Annotated in this window: 15 protein-coding genes; 7 read left to right on the top strand and 8 right to left on the bottom strand. The window is 40.1% G+C overall.

Features of this window, described 5'->3' with window-relative positions:
- Positions 1-73 precede the first annotated feature (73 nt).
- On the bottom strand, positions 74-1,462 hold the full coding sequence (gene mnmE / locus H153_RS0106995) for a tRNA uridine-5-carboxymethylaminomethyl(34) synthesis GTPase MnmE (protein ID WP_022847422.1): 1,389 nt from the start codon (positions 1,460-1,462) through the stop codon (positions 74-76).
- Positions 1,459-3,630 carry an NAD-dependent DNA ligase LigA gene (ligA, locus tag H153_RS0106990; protein ID WP_022847421.1) on the bottom strand — a complete coding sequence of 724 codons (2,172 nt, stop codon included), beginning with the start codon at positions 3,628-3,630 and terminating at the stop codon, positions 1,459-1,461. The genes mnmE and ligA overlap by 4 nt, the downstream gene beginning before the upstream one ends.
- A gap of 90 nt (positions 3,631-3,720) precedes the next feature.
- On the opposite strand from ligA, the gene H153_RS0106985 reads away from it, so the two are divergent.
- From H153_RS0106985 to H153_RS09540, 3 genes are read left to right on the top strand one after another with little or no spacing between them, the layout of a single operon-like run.
- A complete protein-coding gene (locus tag H153_RS0106985) occupies positions 3,721-4,650 on the top strand; it encodes a ketopantoate reductase family protein (RefSeq protein WP_022847420.1) in 930 nt (309 codons plus the stop codon).
- Positions 4,651-4,695: 45 nt separating this feature from the next.
- Positions 4,696-5,571 (top strand): M23 family metallopeptidase, encoded by an 876-nt coding sequence (locus tag H153_RS09965; RefSeq protein WP_022847419.1) that lies wholly within the window; start codon positions 4,696-4,698, stop codon positions 5,569-5,571.
- Positions 5,552-5,980, top strand: a complete 429-nt coding sequence (locus H153_RS09540; protein WP_022847418.1) for a polymer-forming cytoskeletal protein — start codon at positions 5,552-5,554, stop codon at positions 5,978-5,980. Before H153_RS09965 ends, H153_RS09540 begins: the two co-directional genes overlap by 20 nt.
- Here the strand turns inward: H153_RS09540 and H153_RS09535 are convergent.
- Genes H153_RS09535 through leuS form a run of 6 tightly spaced genes read right to left on the bottom strand, consistent with a single transcriptional unit; the run spans position 5,938 to position 12,124 of the window.
- On the bottom strand, positions 5,938-6,741 hold the full coding sequence (locus H153_RS09535; protein WP_022847417.1) for a 6-carboxyhexanoate--CoA ligase: 804 nt from the start codon (positions 6,739-6,741) through the stop codon (positions 5,938-5,940). The genes H153_RS09540 and H153_RS09535 overlap by 43 nt on opposite strands.
- Positions 6,728-7,807, bottom strand: a complete 1,080-nt coding sequence (locus H153_RS09530) for a mechanosensitive ion channel domain-containing protein (RefSeq protein ID WP_040371616.1) — start codon at positions 7,805-7,807, stop codon at positions 6,728-6,730. The genes H153_RS09535 and H153_RS09530 overlap by 14 nt, the downstream gene beginning before the upstream one ends.
- Entirely contained in the window at positions 7,804-8,265 is a 462-nt protein-coding gene (dtd, locus tag H153_RS0106960) for a D-aminoacyl-tRNA deacylase (protein WP_022847416.1), read from the bottom strand. The genes H153_RS09530 and dtd overlap by 4 nt, the downstream gene beginning before the upstream one ends.
- Before the next feature lie 11 nt (positions 8,266-8,276).
- On the bottom strand, positions 8,277-8,873 hold the full coding sequence (gene yedF / locus H153_RS0106955; protein WP_022847415.1) for a sulfurtransferase-like selenium metabolism protein YedF: 597 nt from the start codon (positions 8,871-8,873) through the stop codon (positions 8,277-8,279).
- On the bottom strand, positions 8,857-9,387 hold the full coding sequence (locus H153_RS0106950) for an LptE family protein (RefSeq protein WP_022847414.1): 531 nt from the start codon (positions 9,385-9,387) through the stop codon (positions 8,857-8,859). Before H153_RS0106950 ends, yedF begins: the two co-directional genes overlap by 17 nt.
- Positions 9,371-12,124, bottom strand: a complete 2,754-nt coding sequence (leuS, locus tag H153_RS0106945; protein ID WP_022847413.1) for a leucine--tRNA ligase — start codon at positions 12,122-12,124, stop codon at positions 9,371-9,373. The genes H153_RS0106950 and leuS overlap by 17 nt, the downstream gene beginning before the upstream one ends.
- Before the next feature lie 128 nt (positions 12,125-12,252).
- On the opposite strand from leuS, the gene H153_RS0106940 reads away from it, so the two are divergent.
- Genes H153_RS0106940 through H153_RS0106925 form a run of 4 tightly spaced genes read left to right on the top strand, consistent with a single transcriptional unit; the run spans position 12,253 to position 16,803 of the window.
- Entirely contained in the window at positions 12,253-13,419 is a 1,167-nt protein-coding gene (locus tag H153_RS0106940; RefSeq protein WP_027720075.1) for a flagellar biosynthesis protein FlhF, read from the top strand.
- Positions 13,416-14,276, top strand: a complete 861-nt coding sequence (locus tag H153_RS0106935; RefSeq protein ID WP_022847411.1) for an AAA family ATPase — start codon at positions 13,416-13,418, stop codon at positions 14,274-14,276. The genes H153_RS0106940 and H153_RS0106935 overlap by 4 nt, the downstream gene beginning before the upstream one ends.
- Positions 14,277-14,307: 31 nt before the next feature.
- A complete protein-coding gene (locus H153_RS0106930) occupies positions 14,308-14,892 on the top strand; it encodes a sigma-70 family RNA polymerase sigma factor (RefSeq protein ID WP_231378254.1) in 585 nt (194 codons plus the stop codon).
- Positions 14,893-14,931: 39 nt separating this feature from the next.
- On the top strand, positions 14,932-16,803 hold the full coding sequence (locus H153_RS0106925) for a hypothetical protein (RefSeq protein ID WP_022847409.1): 1,872 nt from the start codon (positions 14,932-14,934) through the stop codon (positions 16,801-16,803).

Below are 16,803 nucleotides of genomic sequence, written 5' to 3'. Positions count from 1 at the left end.
CGATATCACGTTAAATATAAACCTCACGAGGTGGCTGATATTTGTTATGTAGTGAGGTTGGATTGAATTTCTCTCACTTTCCGATACAAAACGTTGAAAATATAATATCCAGCATGTCTTCAACGCCTTTTTTGCCGACGATTTCGCCGAGGGTATCGAGGGCTTCGTCAAGGTCAAGGGCTAAAAATTCCGGTGATTCCACACCTGATTCTATACTTACTTTCATGTTTTGAAGGTTTTTGAGTGCTTTTTCAAGTAAATTTTTATGTCTTTCGCTTGTTATCATTGTTTCGGCTTCTTTAAAGAGTGTTTCAGGTTCAAGAAGGAGCTTTTTCATTATTGTTTCGGAAAGGTTTTCTATGCCTTCGCCTGTTTTTGCACTTATTTCAATGCAAGTTTGTTTAAAGTCTTTGCAGGTAACCTTTAGTCCCTGATCTTTTTTGTTTATCACGACTATGAGGTTAGGGTTGTTTTTTAAGATATTGTATATCTTTCTGTCTTCTTCGGTAAATCCGGTAGAGCCGTCAATGACAAAGAGTATAACGTCTGCTGTTTTCAGTTTTTCCATTGTTCGGCTTATGCCTATCTTTTCAACAGTATCTCTTGCTTCTCTGATGCCGGCGGTATCTATAAGGCGAACGGGAATGCCTTTCAGCGTTACTGCCTCTTCTATCACATCCCTTGTCGTTCCGGGAATGTCCGTGACGATTGCTCTTTCTTCCTTTAGAAGGGCGTTAAGGAGGGAAGATTTACCGACGTTTGGCCTTCCTGCTATCGCTATTTTTATGCCTTCACGAATAATTCTGCCGTCGTCGTATGTCTCAAGGAGCTTTTCTATGTCTCTGGCTGCTTTTTCAACCTCTTCTTTTACCCTGCCCGTTTCGATGATTTCAATTTCTTCTTCCGGAAAGTCAACGGCTGCTTCTATGAATGCTTTTAAGTGAAAGAGCCTGTCTCTTATGGATTCTATCTTGCTGCTCAGGTTTCCTTTAAGGTGGTTTACGGCAACTTTCAGTGATAATTCACTTTCAGCGTTGATTATTTCGTTTATCGCTTCCGCCTGGACAAGGTCAATCCTGCCGTTTATGAAGGCTCTCTTGGTGAATTCGCCAGGTTCTGCAAGGCGTGCGCCTTCCAACAGAACTCTTTTGAGGATTTTTCTAACCACATAAATTCCGCCGTGGGAGTGGATTTCCACCACGTCTTCGCCGGTGAACGTTTTTGGCCCTTTCATGTAAACGGCAAGGACTTCGTCTATCTCATTATTGTTTTCGTCAACGATAATGCCGTAGGTCATCTTTCTATCTTCAAAGGTTTCTTTTGGTTTTCCGCTCTTTGTTCTGAATACCTTTTTAAGAATTTCAGGGGCTCTTTCCCCTGAAATTCTCACGATTCCAATGGCACCTTTTGATAATGGCGTGCTTATTGCCGCTATCGTGTCTTCGCACAGGTAGTCTTTCATACTTTTATCCCTTTCTCTTCAAGGATTCTGGCAACTTCGGGATTTTCCTTTGCTAAAGGTTTTATGAACTCTATGAATTCCTGTTCGTTCATCCGTTTTATTCCTAACTTCTCAGCCTTTGCAAGTTTTGATCCGGGGTTTTCACCTACGACCACGAAAGAAGTTTTTCTTGTTACGGAGTTTGTTGGATTTCCGCCTAAAAGTTCTATGATTTTTTGTGCCTCTTTTCTCTTAAAGTGCTCAAGCTCGCCGGTGAATACGACGTTCTGTCCTGCTAAAGGTTTTGGAAGTTCTCTCTCCTCTTCCTCTTCCGCTGTTCTCTCAAAAGTGAAGCCAACATTTTTGAGCTTCTCTATCATTTCGATGTTTTTCTCTGCTTTAAAGAAGTTTTTAATGCTTGTTGCGGTAATTGGTCCTATTCCGGGAATGGAAGCAAGTTTTTCAAAAGGCGCATTCATCAGTTCGTCAAGATTTTTGAACCGCTTTGCAAGGAGCATTGCTGTTTTTTCGCCAACATGTCTGATTCCAAGAGCTGTAAGTTTTTTGTAAAACTCTGCACTTTTTGACTTTTCTATCTGGGAAAGGAGATTGTCTGTCTTTTTCTCGCCCCAGCCGGGAAGTCTGATAAGCTGGCTTCTGTCAAGGGTATAGAGGTCTGCGATGTTTTTAACAAAGCCTTTTCTGGTAAGCAGGTTTGCGGTTGACTCACCAAGTCCTTTGATGTCAAGCACCTTTCCCCAGTATATAAGGTGTTCTTTCAGTTGAGCCGGACAGTTGATGTTCGGGCATCTTGGAACGGCTTCGTCAAGTTCGTGAACGATTGGTGAACCGCACTCAGGGCATGTTTTAGGTACTTCTATCGGTTTTTCTTCTCCTGTTCTTCTCTCTTTTACAGGAGCAACGATGTAGGGGATTGTTTCGCCGGCACGTTCAACGATAACGTAGTCGCCGATTCTGATGTCTTTTCTCTTTATCTCGTCAGGGTTAAAGAGAGATGCCCTTGATACAACAACACCGCCAACCTCAACAGGTTCAAGGACTGCAACAGGTGTAAGAGCTCCTGTCCTTCCCACCTGCCATACGACGTCTTTTAGTTTTGTTACTGCCTGTTTTGCCGGGAATTTGTATGCAACTGCCCAACGTGGATGGTGGAGTGTTTCGCCAAGTTTCTCCCAGGCGCAGGTGTTGTTTATCTTAACGACCATTCCGTCTGCTTCAAAGTCCCAGGATTCTCTCTCTTCCTGACACTTCATTATATAGTCTATAACTTCGTCTATTCCTTTGCATAGCTTGTTTAACGGTGAGACTTTAAATCCGCAGTCCTTAAGGATTTCAAGGGCTTCCCACTGGGTTTTAATGTCTCTGCAAAGTTTTTTCGGTTCGCTGTAGAGGATGAAATAGGTGTAGCAGTCAAGTTTTCTCTTTGCAACTTCGCCCGGATCTTTCAGTCTCATCGTTCCGGCTGCCGCGTTTCTCGGGTTTGCAAAGAGTGTAAGTCCCTGCTTTTCCCTTTCTCTGTTAAGTTCTATGAAAACGCTCCTTGGCATTATGATTTCGCCACGGAGGGAAACCTTTTTTATGCCGTGTTTTGAAAAGGGTGCTTTTAAAGGAATGGATTTTATGGTTTTAACGTTCATTGTTACGTCTTCGCCGACAAGTCCGTCGCCTCTCGTTACACCTCTTACGAAGATGTCGTTTTCGTAAACAAGCTCTATGCTCGCACCGTCAAATTTTGGTTCAACGACGTACTCTAACGTCTCTACGCCGAGAGCGGTTCTTACCTTTCTGTCCCATTCCTTTAAATCTTCTGCTGAGTAAGTATTTTCGAGGGAGGTCATCTCGGCCAGATGTTTAACCTTTTTAAATTCGCCGGTGAATGCCGGTGAGATTCGCTGTGTTGGTGAATCTGGCGTAACGAGTTCAGGAAAATGCCTTTCTATTCCTTCAAGTGCGTGGAATAGGCGGTCGTACTGGTAGTCTGAAATAACTGGATTTGCTTCAACATAATATTTATAATCGTGATACCTTATGACTTTTCTTAAATCTTCCGCTATCTTTTTTGCTTCTTCTTTTGATAGCTTTTTGATGAAGTCTTTTTTCTCTATTTCTTTTAGAAGTTTATCTGTTAATGACTGAAGGGCTTCTTCGTCTTTTACCGTATATCGCATGGCTTACCTCCGCTAAAACCTTACAATACAAAATATAATATCCTCTTTTGGTAAGATTTGGAAGTATAGAACAGATTGCGGGAGATTGCCATGAAGTATGGTGTAATCGGTGTTGGTGGTGTTGGCGGCTTTTACGGAGGTATGCTTGCAAACGGCGGAAAAGCGATTGTTTTTATCGGTAAGTCCCACCATGTGAAGGTTTTTAAAAGCAAAGGTTTAACGGTTGAAAGTTTTAAGCACGGTAAGTTTACCGTTAGAGAGTCTGACAGGGTTGTTTTTTCTGATTCGTTCGATGCTTTAAAAGATGTTGATGTTGTTCTTCTCTGCGTTAAGTCCTACGATACGGAAGAGATTGCCAGAAAGCTCTCTGAGATAGATGGAAAGTTTGCCGTTGTTTCTGTTCAAAACGGTATAGAGAATGAGGAGATTCTGGCAAAATACCTTGGCAGTGATAGAGTTATTGGTGCTACGGCCTTTATCGGTGCTTACGTTAAAGAACCGGGCGTTGTTGTTCATGAAGCTGCCGGACTTCTTGAGATTGGAGAAGTTGTAACTACAACTGTTACTGATAGAATCAGGCGTATTGCAGAGGATATGGCAGAAACGGGAATAGAGATCAGGATTTCGCGAGATATCAACTATACTCTCTGGAAAAAGCTCATGTGGAACGTTGCCTTCAATCCTTATTCTGTCGTTACGAGAGCAACTGTTGGTGAAATGCTTGAACATCCTGAAACGTTTAAAGTGTTAGAGCGTTTGATGGAAGAATGTATGGAAGTGGCAAAGGCTTGGGGCGTTGAGCTTAAAAAAGAAACTATGGAGAAGTACTTAAAATCGTCGCCGGACCTTATGGCTTATAAAACATCCATGCTTCTTGATTTTGAAAGGGGAAAACCACTTGAGATTGAAGGGATAACGGGGGCTCTCATAAGGAAAGCAAAGAAGAAAGGAATAAATGTTCCCTGCAACCACTGTGTTTACGCTACGGTTTTGCTTCTTGACGAGAAGAGAAAAAAATAAATTTTTTTATGCTAAAATTTTCAAAACTTTTTGCGAGGAAGGAGATTGAAGGGAGATAAGTTTCAGATAATTGTTATTGAGAGTGAGTTAGGGGAGATAAAAACCTATCATCTCTCGAGGAAAAAGATTAAAGCATTGGCAGCATTTTTGCTTGTGCTTTTTACTTTCGTTACATATACAGCAGTTCATTCTACCGTTTCTTTTAAAAGGGTGGCTTCCGAGAATAGGGAATTGAAGGAACAGGTTGCAGAGCTCTCTTCAACTAAGAAGAGACTTTCATTAGAAGTTGCGAAGCTAAAAGAAGAAAGAGATAAAACTGTTAAGGAGCTTGCAAAAAGGATAAAAGTAATAGATTCTATAATGAAAACGGCAGGACTGAAAACGCCGGTTTCTCTTTCCTCATCTTCAGAAAGTGGAGAAGGTGGTATTTACATACCGCTTGAAAACATGAGTCCTGAAGAGCTTTCAGATTCCATTTCTGTTATAGATTCTCTTATATCTGATTTCAGGAAATATCCATTTGGGATTCCCGCTTACGGAAGACTCACTTCAAAGTTTGGCATTAGAAGGGATCCTTTTACACATCTGCTTGCTTTTCATCCGGGCATTGACATAGCAAATAAGCCGGGAACTCCTGTAAGGGTTACTGCTGACGGTAAGGTTATAAGAGCTGGATGGTGGGCTGGCTGGGGAAAGGTAGTTTTAGTTAAACATCCATCCGGTTATATAACGATATATGCTCACCTGAGGAAAATATTTGTTAAACCGGGACAAAAAGTTAAGCTTGGTCAGGTTATAGGTGAAATGGGAGATACGGGCAGAAGCACAGGGCCCCATCTTCACTACGGAATCGAGATAAACGATAGGTGGGTTAATCCTATGAAATTTCTGGAGGTTTCTAATGTTTGGAAAAAACGATAAAAAAGGGAAGAAGCCTGTAAAGTCTTATGCAGGTTCAGAGATAAAGAGCATTCTTTCAAAAGAGCTTAAAATTTCCGGTAACATAAAGTCTGAAGGTAAGGTAAGGATTGACGGTGAGATAGAGGGTGACATAGAAGGGGATTACGTTATCCTTGGCTCTTCCGCAGTTGTGAAGGGGAATGTTCGTGCCGATGTTCTGATTCTTCAGGGAACGGTAAAAGGAAACATCCATGCAGACTCTTTAGAGTTGAAATCGACGGCATCTGTGACCGGAGAAATTTCCGTTAAAAATCTTACTGTTGAGGCTGGTGCGAGCGTTTCTGGAAAGGTGAGTTCAGGTAGCTTTTACAAGGAAATAGCCTCCTTTCAAGCGCCTAAAATAATTGAAGATAAAGGTGCAAAAGTATAGTTCCCCACTTCGTTGATAAGAACGGGCGTTGTTTCCATATATTCTATGAACCCTTTTCTGTTTATTTTTCCTTTTACAAAGAAGGCTCTGCCGCCTTTTGATAGTCCGTAAGGTTTTATGTTTCTTATTCTTATGTAGCCAAGACCTTTAATTGAAAAGTAGCCGGTTGTGTAGTCTGGATCGTCAGATATGCACAGTTCAGCGATGACGTCAGGATGGCTTAGTACTTTTGTTGAAAGGACAACAGCGTCTTTCATGTTCGGGGTGAACCTTTCACCTACCAGATTTTTTAGGTTCTCTTCTGCTTCCGGCGTAATGTCCATGTAGGAGGCTCTTATCCCTCTGAACTTGTCGGGTTCAAGCCTTATTCCGGTCTGGCAGTCAACAATCATGGCGCCTCTCATTACCGTGCCGGCGGGCGAAGCTCCGCTTATTAAGGCTCTGTATATTGAGAGTCCAATATTGCTATCAATTTTTGCCTTTTTAAACAGTTCTGTCAGAATCTCTTTTATCGTGTAATTTTCCCTGTCAGCGATTTCGTAGATGTCTAAAAGTTTTAAGTAAATCGGGGATTTTTCAAGGAGTTCTATCTTAATATGGATAGAATCAGGTTTCCCTTTAGGATGATATAGAGCTCTTTCGGTTAACTCCTTTACAACTTTTGAGATTTCATTCTCCGGCACGATTCTCTCTGCGCCGGAGATATGCTCTCTTTCACTTGAAGCTCTCATTTTTATGCTGAAAAGGTTATTCCTTTTCAATTTTTATTTTGACCCCCTCAGGAAAGTAGTTTGTCTGACACGGGAACGGTATATTTATACCATTTTCGGCAAAAAGTTTGTTTATTTTTTCGTTTATTTTTGATTTTACGCCGTAAGCAATGTCTTTCTTTTTAACGTAGTAAAATGCCTGGAAAATTAAGGCGGAATCGCCGAAGTCTATAAAGAATACAGACGGTGGTGGCTCTTTTAAGACACCGTCTGTCGTGGTTATTGCTTCAAGGAGAAGTTTCTTTACGAGTTCAACGTCACTTCCGTATTCCACGCCGATTTTTACAGAATCTTTGAACTTCATGTCCGGATAAAGGGCGTTTTCTATAACGCCTTCTGTGAGTTTTGAGTTCGGGACGATTATAAGGTTGTTGCCGGATATGGTTATTATTCGCGTAGTTCTAAGACCAATGTCATAAACGTAGCCGTCCACGTCGATGTCTTTTATGTAAACCCTGTCGCCGATCCTGAACTGTCTGTCGGTGACAAGGAGTATTCCGGATATAAAGTTTTTAATCGTGTCCTGAGCGGCAAGACCAACAGCAAGAGAACCTACACCTAAGGATGTTATTAGGGATGTTACGTTGAATCCGAGCTTGTCTAAGAGTATGATGGCGGAGATAAGGACAGTAAAAATTTTGACTATTTTAGAGATCATGGAAAAGTAAGTTTCAACCAGGGGAATTTCCGATACGGGAACGGTCTTTTTTGCCCTTTCAGATAGGAATTCAATGAAGATGTCAACGGTTTTAAGTACGGCTAATGTTGCAAACCCTATGTAGAGTGTGTATGCACCTGTGTTGATTGCGTTTTTCCAGACAGGAGGTGGGTTAAACTGAAGAAGGCCGAAGTGAAAAAGAAAGGTGGACAGAATATAATTCAAAAGATTGGATAGTTCAAGAATTAGCTTTTCTACTTTTGATATTCTTCTGTCTTTTAAAAAGATTCTTTTTAGGATTCTGTTTACAGGAGTTTTGACCTTGAGTGTTATAAAGGAAGCTGAAATAAAAAGCATGCCAGGGAGATACTTCAGATAAACTTCATAGCCGGTGTTCACGACAGACCTCCCTGGAACAATTCTCTGGAGTCAAGTATAAAGGTTACAGGGCCGTCGTTAAGGATGTAAACTTCCATTTCTGCACCAAATATTCCGGTTTCAACAGGTATCTGTTCTCTACATATTTCTACAAACTTATCAAACATCTTTTTTGCCGCTTCCGGATTTTCGGACGATTGAAAGCTTGGCCGTCTGCCTTTTTTACAGTCTGCTGCAAGTGTAAAGTTTGGAACAAGTAAAAGTTTTCCTTTTATATCTTTTAAGGATAGATTCATTTTCCCTTCTTTGTCTTCAAAGATTCGCAGGTTTATTATCTTTTCTGCCATCTTTTCAAGGAAGGAGTATATGTCGCCTTTTTCAAATCCGATTAGTGCAACAATGCCTTTGCCTATTTCACCTGCCGTTTCGCCGTTTACCACAACTTTTCCTTCTTTTACGCGCTGAATAACAACTTTCATAGGATTCTCCCTTAAAGCCTTACAACACTGTCTGCATTTGCTAAGAATTGAACAACGTCGTATGCGTTGGATGCTATACCTACTTCAAGGTCATCAAGTATGTTGAAGTAGTTAAGGCATGTTCCGCAACAGATGATTTCTACGCCTTTTTTCTGAAGTTCTTTTAACGCTTCTAAAATCTCTTTATCACCACCTTTGCATGCAAGTTTCACGGCAGTGTTTATTAAAACTATGCCTTTTGGAAGCGGGTCGGCGTTGAGGAATGTCTTTATGAAGCCCTTTATTAAAATTTCGCCAAGTTCTCTGTCTTCGCCTACATGGGTTGAAGCTATAAGGACGGCGTAGTTTCCTGTCTTTTCTTTTTCTTCTTCCGGTTGTGGAATTTCGCAGGTGTATCCTTTTATCACTTTTACATAGAAGAGACCATCTTTCTCTTCAACATCTACTGTGCATCCCTGTTTCTGAGCAAAGCGCTTTACGTTTTCCCTTGCCGCTTTGTTGTCAACAATTACAGTTATTATACCTTCCTCTATCTCTTCAAGTGCTTCTTTCGTTTTTAAAACCGGCAGGGGACATGCAAGGCCTGTACAGTCAATTGTTCTTTCCATCGCTTCCTCCTTCAAGGAGCTTTTCTCCAACTTCTCTAAATATATCTTTTGCTATGCTTTCTATACACTCTTTCCTTTTCATTTCTGCTTCTGTAGGTGTTCCTGTTGCATCGTAAAAGCCGTAGCAGGTGATTTTGAATGTTTTGAAGGGCTTTTTGTAACCATATTTTATAAGTTTGATTGTGGCTGTTACGCTGAGTCTGTATTCTATTGCCTGGTCGTCTGCGTTGTATCCAACTGAGAATGCGGAGATGGAGTCAACGGACGGTTTCACGATTATAGTTTCATCGGGTATTGGCGTTTTATCAACGGCAAATCGGGAATCGGTGTAGAAGGTGTCGTCTGCTGCCCTTGTGAAGAGAATATCTATCCCTTCTTCAGGGGTTCTGTTTGTTACAGGTGAAATGTAAACATGTTTCACAACTTCTCTTTTTGCCACGTAGGTTATGGTGCCGCATCCGCTGATGCCGGCACCTACTATCAAAACGAGAAAAATCCTACTTAATAACCACATTTATCAATCTTCCTTTGACGTAGATGAATTTCTTTAGCTCTTTGCCTTCCATATATTTTTTGACCTTTTCCCTTTCAAATACAAGTTTTTTCAGTTCTTCTTCACCAGTGTCAGGAGCAACGGTTATTCTATCTCTAACCTTTCCGTTTATCTGGATAGGCAGTTCTATCTCATCTTTGACAAGTGCCTTTTCATCAACTTCTGGCCACTTTTCCGTCGATATGAGTGTTTTGTGCCCCGTCATTTCCCACATCTCTTCCGCTATGTGAGGAGCAACCGGGGAAAGCATTATTATGAGAAGTTCTATTGCTTCTTTCAAAGCATTTTCATCGCCTTCTTTTTCGGGTTTAAATCGGGATATTGCGTTAAAGAGTTCCATTATTGCTGCGATTGCGGTGTTAAACTTGAACCTTTCGTTGAATTCGTCAGTTACCTTTTTGAGTGTTTCGTGGGTTTTGCGCCTTAATTCTCTTCCGGTCTTTGAAAGCCTTGTGCTTTTTATCTCTTTTGAGAAGAGGTTTTTGTTTTCTTCAACAAAGGTGAAGACTCTCCTTAAAAATCTGTAGGCACCGTCTATGTCTTCCATCTTCCACTCGAATTCTGTTTCTGGTGGAGCGGCGAACAGTATGTAAAGTCTTGTGGCGTCGGCGCCGTAGCGTTCTATCATTTCAGCAGGGTTGACTATGTTAAGTTTTGACTTGCTCATCTTTGAAAGTTCGCCGTACTCTTTTACCAGGTTTTCAAGTACCTCTTCTGGATTATTGAGGTGCTTTTCTATCTCTGGATGTGTAACAACAAGGAGAAAGTTATCGCCGCTGCCTATGCGGTTTTCAGAGAGGAATTCACCAACGGTTTTGCCGGTTGTTTCGCCTTTCCCGCCAAGAGCTTCTATCAGCTTCTCAATATCGTCACTTTCTGAAATGTTGAGAACAGAGAGAGCAGTTTTTACCTTTATCCACCTTTTGCATACCATTCCCTGAGTGAGGAGGTTCTGGAAAGGTTCTCCTGCTTTGAAAAAGTCGTATTGACGGTGTGTTTCGTCGGCTTTAAACAGACCTAAGTCCCTCAGAACTTTTGTGAAGAATCGTGAGTAGAGCAGGTGTAAAACGGCGTGTTCTATACCTCCGATATACTGGTCAACCACCATCCAGTATTCGGCCTTTTCTGTGTCAAACGGTGCTTTTTCAAATTTCGGGGAACAGTACCTTAAGAAATACCAGGAAGAATCAAAGAATGTGTCCATTGTGTCGGTTTCTCTTTTTGCGGGACTTCCACACTTTGGACATGTTGTATTTACGAAAGATTCAACTTTTGAGAGGGGATTTCCTTCGCCTGTAAATTCAACGTTTTCAGGCAGTTTTACTGGAAGTTCTTCGTCTGGTACCGGTACGATTCCGCACTTTTCACAGTAGATAACGGGAATAGGCGTTCCCCAGTAACGCTGTCTGGAGATGTTCCAGTCTCTCAATCTGTACTGAACGGTCTTCCTTCCAAGTCCTTTCTTTTCAAGTTCTTCTGTTATTGCTCTCTTTGCATCGGTGCTTTTCATTCCGTTAAATTTACCGGAGTTTACGACTATTCCAGGTTTCTCGTAAGCTTTTTCCATTGTTTCTGGTGAAAGCTCTTCGTCTTCTGGTGAGATGACGATTTTTATTGGAAGATTGTACTTCTTTGCGAACTCAAAATCTCTCTGATCGTGGGCTGGAACGGACATGACGGCACCTGTTCCGTAGTCCATAAGAACAAAGTTTGCAAGATAGACAGGTATCTCTTCGCCGGTTAGGGGATGGATAACGTAAGAACCTGTGGAAACACCTTCTTTTTCAAGCTCGCCTGTCGTTCTTTTCCTCTTCTCGGTTCTTCTCATTTTTTCTATAAACGCTTTTACTTTTTCTTTCTGTTCTTCTTTTGCAAGTTTTTCGGCAAAGGGATGTTCTGGAGCTAAAACTAAGTAAGTTACGCCAAAGAGGGTGTCAGGCCTTGTCGTGAATACCTCTATTGCCTCTATACCTTCAGGTCTATCGCTTTTTCTTATCGGGAATTTTATCCTTGCACCTGTACTTTTTCCTATCCAATTTCTCTGCATCTCTATTACCGGATCTGGCCAGTGGCCTTTCAGAAGTTCAAGATCTTTTAATAACTCTTCAGCGTAATCGGTGATTTTCAAATACCAGCTGTCTATCTCCTTTTGTTCAACGGTTGTTCCGCAACGCCAGCATCCTCCATCTTCATCTACCTGTTCATTTGCTAAAACCGTTTGACAGTTTGGACACCAGTTAACGGTTGTTTTTGCACGATAAGCTATCCCTTTTTCAAGCATCCTGAGGAATATCCACTGGTTCCACCTGTAGTAATCCGGAAGGCAGGTTGCTATTTCTCTATCCCAGTCATAAGAGAAACCGAGTCTTTTAAGTTCTTTTTTCATGTAATCTATATTGCTTAATGTCCAGTCTCTCGGGTGAACACCTCTGTTAATTGCTGCGTTTTCTGCTGGAAGGCCAAATGCATCCCAGCCCATTGGATGTATAACGTTGAATCCGAACATTCTTTTGAACCTTGCTATTACATCACCGATAGTGTAGTTTCGGACATGTCCCATATGTATTTTGCCTGATGGGTAGGGGAACATTTCAAGGACGTAGTATTTCTTTTTCTTTTTATCAGCTTCTGATTTAAACGTCTTTTTTTCGTTCCATATATTCTGCCACTTTTTTTCAATATTTTTAAAGTCGTACATTGTTCATCCTCCTGTCGGGCTGTGAATACTCTTCTGCAACGAAAATAATAGCACAGAGAAAAGCAAAAGAGGAAAATGGGTTATAATAACTTCTGTAAAGAAAAATGGAAGAAGGAGAGCAGGGAGGTATGTCTGTTAAAATCCTTGAAGGTGAGAATCTTGAGGCTCTGATAGAGAAAGCAAAGGCGTCCTATGGTAATGACATAGAGATTCTTTATTATGAGGTAGAGACCAGGTCAGGACTATTACCTTTTAAGAAGAAAAAATACTACAGGCTCTTTTTTAAGGAGGCGGATAGGAAGGAAGATGAAACTAAGGCTTTGAAAGAGGAATTGGACACTCTAAAAGCTCTCCTTTCAGAGTTAAAAGAGGAGATAAAACAATCACCTGAAAAGAGTCAACAGGAGGTACTTTCGCCTTATGTTCCTCCAGCAGACCTTCCGTCCCATATAAAATCTGCCGTTCCTCCCCCTTCTGTTAATATAAATTTTCATGAGTTCACGGGTGATGCTCTTGAACTTTTGAGGATTTTAGAATCAAAAAATGTTTTTCCTGACGTTGCCAGGGAAATTGTTGAGCCAGCCTGCGGTCTTGATCTTGAAACGGGAAAGTTAGATTTAAGCGTTCCCACTTTGAAAGAGGCTCTTGAAAAGGGCATTGCAGAAAAGATAAAGTTTACGGGTAGGATTTCTGCGGAGAATAAGCCCAAAATAGTTGCTTTTGTTGGTCCGACCGGTGTTGGAAAAACGACGAATCTTTTTAAGATAGCTTCTGATCTTGTGATAAATCAGCAGTTAAAAGTTGGGGTTGTTAGTATTGATACATTCAAGGTTGGTGCCATTCAACAGGGGCGCATGTATGCCAATATTTTAAACATACCATTTTTTACCGTATCTGAAGGCAGGAAGTTGAAAGAGACGCTTGCCAATCTTACGGATGTTGATGTTATTCTCATAGATACCGTTGGCAGGAGTCATTACGATTATTGGAGGCTGGGCGAAATAAAAGCCATACTTCACGGTTCGGAAAAAGAGATGGAGGTTAACCTGGTTATAAGTTGTAACTACAGCAACGAAGAAGCCATAGAAGTGGTTAACAGATACAGGTCTATATTTCCCGTTACAGCTCTTTTGCTTACAAAGATTGACGAGACCCGAAAGCCCGGCATACTTTTAAACCTGCCTGTTAAAACTGAACTTTCACTTTCTTACCTCAGTACCGGGCAAAGGGTTCCTGAGGATATAAAACTATTAACACCGAAAAAAGTAGCTGATTATCTTTTAGGGGATTTATGAACATTCAGGCAGAAAAATTAATAGAGTTAGTTAAGGAGAGACATAATCCTAAAAAGAGAAGGGCAAAATTTATCTGTGTTGCAAGTGGTAAGGGAGGAGTGGGTAAAACCAACTTTTCTGTAAATTTTTCTTATGTTCTTGCTGATGTTTTTGATAAGAAGGTTCTCCTTCTTGACGGTGATGTTGGATTGGGCAATGTACATGTTCTTCTTGGTCTAAGGCCGGACAGAAATTTAAAGATGTTGATGAAGGGGGTAGATATTCAGGAATTGATCCAGCATTTTGAAAAACTTGATGTGCTTCTTGGTTTTTCCGGAATAGATACCTTTCAGGAGCTGGAAGATTTGGATGTTATCACTGTTATAAATAAACTTGAGAAGATTTCGGACAACTATGATTTTATTATTCTTGACGCATCTGCCGGTATAAATGAAAATGTTTTAAAATTTGCTGTTTCCTCTGATACCACTTATGTTGTAACAGTTCCGGAGCCAACAGCGATAACAGATGCGTATGCTCTTATAAAGAGTCTTTATAAGCTGTACAACTATGAAAATATAAAACTTGTGGCCAATATGTGCAGAAATAAGAATGAGTGTTTTTCAATTCTTGAAAGGATAACAGCCTCTTGCGAAAAATTTTTTTCCTTCAGACCGAAAACGGCGGGCATTTTGCCGGAGTCCAGTAATGTTAAAATATCCGTAAGGTACAGAGAACCTGTTGCAACTGCTTTTCCCTCCGATCCCTACACACTGGCAATTAAAGAGATAGCTTCTTTAGAGACCGGTGAGGTTATAAGAGAAGAATCACCCAGTTTCTGGAGTAAGCTTAAGAAATTCTTTAAAGTTAAAGGTTAGGTTTATGTATGGAAAGAGTCGGAAAGAATTGGTGATAGAACATTTGCCTCTTGTGAAGAAAATAGCAAATAAAATTTACCGCAGAATGCCAGAGGGAATAATAGATTTTGAAGATCTTGTTAATACCGGTGTGATAGGTCTTATGAAAGCAATCGATAAGTATGATGAGAAGAAAGCCAACTTTTCCACCTATGCATACATAAGGATTCGCGGTGAAATAATGGATTTTTTACGTTCCGTGGACTTTATGTCCCGGGGTGCACGGGAAAAAATGAAAAGTGGTGAAGCAGACCTTTTAAAAGCGGAAATGATGTATATGACAAGTATAGAGGAGGCCTTGTTTCAGGGGGCTGAAAGGATAACGATAGCCGATACCTTAAGGTCTGATACTCCTGATCCGGAAGAGGAAACAATATTTAAGGATTTAAAATTTCGTCTGGCCAGGGCACTTGATAATCTTTCCGATAGGGAAAAGCTCATTCTTCAGCTTATTTTTGTGGAAGAGCTTGATTTAAAATCAATATCACACATTCTTGACATATCTGTTTCGCGGATTTCTCAGATAAAGACAAGGGCTTTGAAAAAGCTTTCAGAAATTTTAAAGAAGGATGTATAATATTAGCGTTAGCTGGATTCGCCGGGAAGGGGAAAGGTGATGATAAGGGTAAATCTAATTTTATCTGCCGGAACAGCAGGTGTGAAAAATAAAGAGGAAAAGAAAGGTGAGCATTCGCTTTTTGATATTCTGTTTTCTGCCTTTTCCGGTGAAGAAAATCTGGATAAAGAGGAAAAATTAGCGTTAATGTCACAACTTGGCAGTCATCTTCTTATATTTAAAGGAAATAAAGAACAAAATATTTTTGAGAGCAAAACTGCTTTACAAGATGTTACGAGTTCCATTCCAGAAATGCTGAAAACTGAAAAAGAAGAAAAAAACTTAAAAAAATTGTCTGTGATGGATGAAAAAGGGATCAAGAAACCGAATATTAATGCCTCTGAGTTTTTAGAAAAGCATAAAATGTTTTTTAACGATATCCCGGAAAAAGAAGATTCATTGAATAAAGAAGATGTAAAATTTATTAGAAAAATAAAATCAGAAGTTGTTTCATACAGGCAGAGGAAGAGTAATCGTTTAAGTTTACAGGTTAGTAAAAAAGTTCAGTCTAATTCTGGTAAAGAGGTGTTAGAAGAGAAAGATGGCCCTGACAATATTCGTGAACTTTTAGAGTTTAGTGAGGTATCTGGAGAAAAGATTTTTAGACAGGTTTCTGCGGAAAAGCAACCTGAATTTATTAAAAGAAGTTGGGTTTTAAACCATCTGGATGTTAAGAATGGCACTTCAGCTGGTATCTTAAAAAGTGGCGATAAAAAGGTAGCAGATAAATCCCCATTTCATAATTTGTCTGCCGGGTTTTACGTTGGGAGTCACAACTTCCACCGTAAGGAGTTAAAGTCACAGGATGTTGTTGAAACATCACAGAAAGAGGTTCCTCCTGTAGGCTTAAATTTCGTCAGTAATTTTGAGGGTAAAAGGAAGAGCGTTAAATCTGAAAAGCAATTGACGGATACTGTTGATAAAGGTCAACTATCTGTTTTAAATGTAGCCTGTAAAGATTTTGCTGGAATTTCTTGCAATACGAGAGAAAATTTAAAGAATAAGGATATTTTTTTAGCTATAGGAAAAATTTCTAAAAACGGTGATTCTACAGTTTCTCATTCAAACACTGAAAATCTAAAATCTTTACAAAGAAAAGTTTTTAGTGAAAAAATGTTTATGGTAAAAGAAGATAGTAAGTTGAAAAGCGGCGAGGTTATACTTAACAAGTCTTTAAAAGGTTTAGATTTTAACTTTAAAGAAGAAACGGCACTTCAAAAAGGTGTTTCTCTTTTGAAAAATGGAGAGGCTGTTTTTAAGAAGACAAACAGAATAGTTCGGTTTCCGATTTCTCATAATAAGAGGATTAATAATTCAAATGTGGACAAGAGATTTAAAATTGTAAGTTATAAAGAGAAAGTGGATAGTGCTGTTTCTACTATGAGAAAAGAAACTCCCAAACTTTCTGACAAAGTAACAGAAAATGCTGAAAGTCAGGCTGGAAATTTAGATGCTTTTAGTTCTGCAAAACAGGAAGCATCACATAAACTCAGTGTTTCTCACTCTGAATCTGTTGCTCAAGCTTCGCTTTCAGTCCAGAAAAGTTTGCACAAAGAAGGCAAAGGGTTTTCTCAGGGAAATAGGGGACAGAGTGGAAAGGCAGATGTAGGAAACGGCACTAAGTACACTCTTACGGCGACATTTGAAGATATGAGAGTAAGGGCAAGTATGGTCAGGAAGTTTCTCAATATTTCCATAGAGTTACCACAGTCTGTTTTTAACGCTGCAGGTCTTAGCGATGAAATCAGAGAAATTTTAAATAGTACCGGACTTTCTGGATTTCGTGTTAAAATCAAGTCCCGCGGTAAAAATCTTTATTCTGAGACATTTTACAGAGAGGATGAAAGTTCTTCAGTAGAAATAAGGGTGTAA

Origin of the sequence: Desulfurobacterium sp. TC5-1 (genome assembly GCF_000421485.1) — a bacterium.
In the GTDB taxonomy this organism is placed as follows: Bacteria; Aquificota; Aquificia; order Desulfurobacteriales; family Desulfurobacteriaceae; genus Desulfurobacterium_A.
The sequence above is the reverse complement of the archived record's forward strand: the minus strand, read 5'-3'. Positions and strand labels throughout refer to the sequence as shown.

Excerpts from the sequence above, each read along its gene's own strand:
- H153_RS0106985 (WP_022847420.1), top strand. The coding sequence starts at position 3,721 with ATGAAGTATGGTGTAATCGGTGTTGGTGGTGTTGGCGGCTTTTACGGA.
- mnmE (WP_022847422.1), bottom strand. The coding sequence starts at position 1,462 with ATGAAAGACTACCTGTGCGAAGACACGATAGCGGCAATAAGCACGCCA.
- H153_RS0106950 (WP_022847414.1), bottom strand. The coding sequence starts at position 9,387 with ATGTGGTTATTAAGTAGGATTTTTCTCGTTTTGATAGTAGGTGCCGGC.
- H153_RS0106925 (WP_022847409.1), top strand. The coding sequence starts at position 14,932 with ATGATAAGGGTAAATCTAATTTTATCTGCCGGAACAGCAGGTGTGAAA.
- H153_RS0106935 (WP_022847411.1), top strand. The coding sequence starts at position 13,416 with ATGAACATTCAGGCAGAAAAATTAATAGAGTTAGTTAAGGAGAGACAT.
- ligA (WP_022847421.1), bottom strand. The coding sequence starts at position 3,630 with ATGCGATATACGGTAAAAGACGAAGAAGCCCTTCAGTCATTAACAGAT.
- yedF (WP_022847415.1), bottom strand. The coding sequence starts at position 8,873 with ATGGAAAGAACAATTGACTGTACAGGCCTTGCATGTCCCCTGCCGGTT.
- dtd (WP_022847416.1), bottom strand. The coding sequence starts at position 8,265 with ATGAAAGTTGTTATTCAGCGCGTAAAAGAAGGAAAAGTTGTGGTAAAC.
- H153_RS09540 (WP_022847418.1), top strand. The coding sequence starts at position 5,552 with ATGTTTGGAAAAAACGATAAAAAAGGGAAGAAGCCTGTAAAGTCTTAT.
- leuS (WP_022847413.1), bottom strand. The coding sequence starts at position 12,124 with ATGTACGACTTTAAAAATATTGAAAAAAAGTGGCAGAATATATGGAAC.
- H153_RS0106940 (WP_027720075.1), top strand. The coding sequence starts at position 12,253 with ATGTCTGTTAAAATCCTTGAAGGTGAGAATCTTGAGGCTCTGATAGAG.